The organism is Mesorhizobium sp. P2_A12 (assembly GCF_056405075.1).
The window spans coordinates 1-2,287 of the sequence record NZ_JBFUCU010000067.1 but is presented as its reverse complement, the minus strand read 5'-3'; the positions used below and the strand labels follow the sequence as shown (position 1 = coordinate 2,287).

Below are 2,287 nucleotides of genomic sequence, written 5' to 3'. Positions count from 1 at the left end.
GCCAGATCGCCCGCCTTTGCACCTGCCTCGTGCTCGCGCAGAACTGCGATGATCTGCTCTTCCGTGAACCGCTTTCTCTTCATCAGTCCGTCCTTCAATCAAGGCCCGGACTCTAATCTCAGATGGAGGAAATTCTCAGTGGCAGGTCAAGTGGCAGGTCAACGCCTTTCGACACACCGCGGCCGTGCATCGGCTGACGTCCTGGTATCGCCAGGGCGCAGATGTGCAACGGCTGCTGCCGGCGCTCTCGACATATCTCGGCCACGCCAACTTGGACGACACAAGTATCTACCTGTCCATGACGCCGGAGCTCCTACACGAAGCGTCGGTCTGCTTCGACCGCTACGTCAATGGAGGAGACCATGGATGATCCCCGCACGCTCGGCCCCTGGCTCCGGCGCTTCCTGGCTGATTACATCGTCACTGAGCGCTGTCTCGCCCGCAACACGCAAAAGAGCTATCGCGACACCTTCACGCTGCTCCTGCCATTTATCAGCGCAAAGGTCCGCAAACCGCCGGACCGCCTGGATGTCGAGGATATCCATGCATCACGCGTGCTGCATTTCCTTGCCCATCTTAAAGAGGACCGCGGCTGTTCGGTGCAGACCCGCAACCAACGCCTGACAGCGATCCGGTCCTTTGCCCGCTTCGTCGCCAGCCGTGATCCCGCCCGTCTCGCCTGGTGTGCGCAGATCCGTTCCATTGCAACGAAGAAGGCTGCACCACAGCCGATCTCGTGGATGACCAGGAAGGAGATGGAGGCCCTGCTCGCGGTTCCCGACCGCCAGACGCCGCGGGGCCGGGCCGAGCACGCCTTGTTGCTATTCCTCTACAACACCGGGGCGCGGGTCTCGGAGGCGACAAGACCGCAGGTCGACAATCTCCAGATCGGCCGACACCGCGACAAACATGCACTCGTCACCCTTTGCGGCAAGGGCGACAAAATCCGGCAATGCCCACTGTGGCCACGCACGGAAGAGGCGCTTGGCGAGCTCGTTCGAGGACGCGCAAACGGTGACCCCGTCTTCATCAGCCGCCATCGCAAGCGCTATACGCGGTTCGGTGTCTATCGGCTCATCGAGCGATGCGCGGGGCGCGAACCAACGCTTGCCGCAAGGGCAATCACGCCGCATGTGATCCGTCACACAAGCGCCTGTCATCTGCTGCAGGCAGGTGTCGACCTTAACACCATACGCGCATGGCTCGGACACGTAAGCCTTGAGACCACCAACATCTACGCCGAAATCGATCTCGAGATGAAGGCGAAAGCGATGGCGCTGTGCGATGCAGCGGCTTCGGGGTCCGACCGGCCTTGGAAGGAGGACAAGGGCGTAATGGCGTTCCTGAATGCAATTTGACTTTAGAAAATTATGTTGCGGAGATTGCCTGGAATCGCCTGGAACTTAGGGAGAACTGGAGCCTCCGCAGCATAACTCCGTGCGCAACATCTTACCGCCAGGCCCAGATGATGGCCGCCAAGGGCGTCGATGTCGAGCGATCCACGCTGGCGCGCAGCGCCGGCTACGCCGCCGCCTTGCTCGATCCGATCTACAACCGTATCCGTGAGATCGGCCGTACCCGCACCAAGATTCACACCGACGACACGCGGCTTCCGATCCTGGCGCCCACCGGCACGACGCACAAGGGCGCGCTCTGGGTTTACGTCGCCGACGACCGCAACTCGGGTTCGCAGGAGCCGCCGATCGCCTGGTATCGCGCCACCATGGGCCGCGCCGGCGAGAGCGTGATGACCGAGCTCGCCGGATTTGCCGGCACGCTGCAGGCCGACGGATTCAGCGGCTACAATCAGATCTACAAGGGTGGCGCCATTCGAGGAGCTGCCTACCTGGCCGATCTTCGTCGCAAGATATTCGACGTTCACGACAGCCAGCCGACCGAACTCAGCACGACGGCAATGGCCGGTATCCAGGCGATCTACCGGATCGAGGAAGAGATACGGGGGCTCCCGCCGGCTGAGCGATTGACCGCACGACGAAGGCGGACCCGACCACTGGTCCGGGCGCTGCGACGACAGCTCATGCGCCAGGGCAAGGGTTTGTCGCGCCATGCCGATATCGCCAAGGCCTTCGCCTATGGCACCAAGCGATGGCGCGCGTTCAACCGCTTCCTCTACGATGGCCAGCTCGAGCCCGACAACCTATCGCGGAGCGCGCCATTCGTGGATTTACGGTCGGCAGGCGCAACTGGCTTTTCTCGGGCAGCTTCGCCGCGGCCGAGCTGACATGGCGTTGTCGGACGAGGCGCTCGAGGCCTGGATGTCCGTCAA

General features: G+C 62.4%; 2 protein-coding genes. Both read left to right on the top strand.

The features are described 5' to 3' along the window. Window positions 1–362 precede the first annotated feature (362 nt). Complete coding sequence (locus AC1DZU_RS35460; protein WP_477292099.1) at window positions 363–1,358, top strand: tyrosine-type recombinase/integrase; 996 nt, start codon at window positions 363–365, stop codon at window positions 1,356–1,358. A gap of 110 nt (window positions 1,359–1,468) precedes the next feature. Beyond that, the gene (locus AC1DZU_RS35455; RefSeq protein ID WP_477292097.1) at window positions 1,469–2,242 is read left to right on the top strand and encodes an IS66 family transposase; all 774 of its coding nucleotides are present in this window, start codon (window positions 1,469–1,471) and stop codon (window positions 2,240–2,242) included. The last annotated feature ends 45 nt before the right edge of the window (window positions 2,243–2,287 follow it).

Coding starts and splice junctions, on each gene's coding strand:
- AC1DZU_RS35455 (WP_477292097.1), top strand. CDS start 1,469: ATGGCCGCCAAGGGCGTCGATGTCGAGCGATCCACGCTGGCGCGCAGC.
- AC1DZU_RS35460 (WP_477292099.1), top strand. CDS start 363: ATGGATGATCCCCGCACGCTCGGCCCCTGGCTCCGGCGCTTCCTGGCT.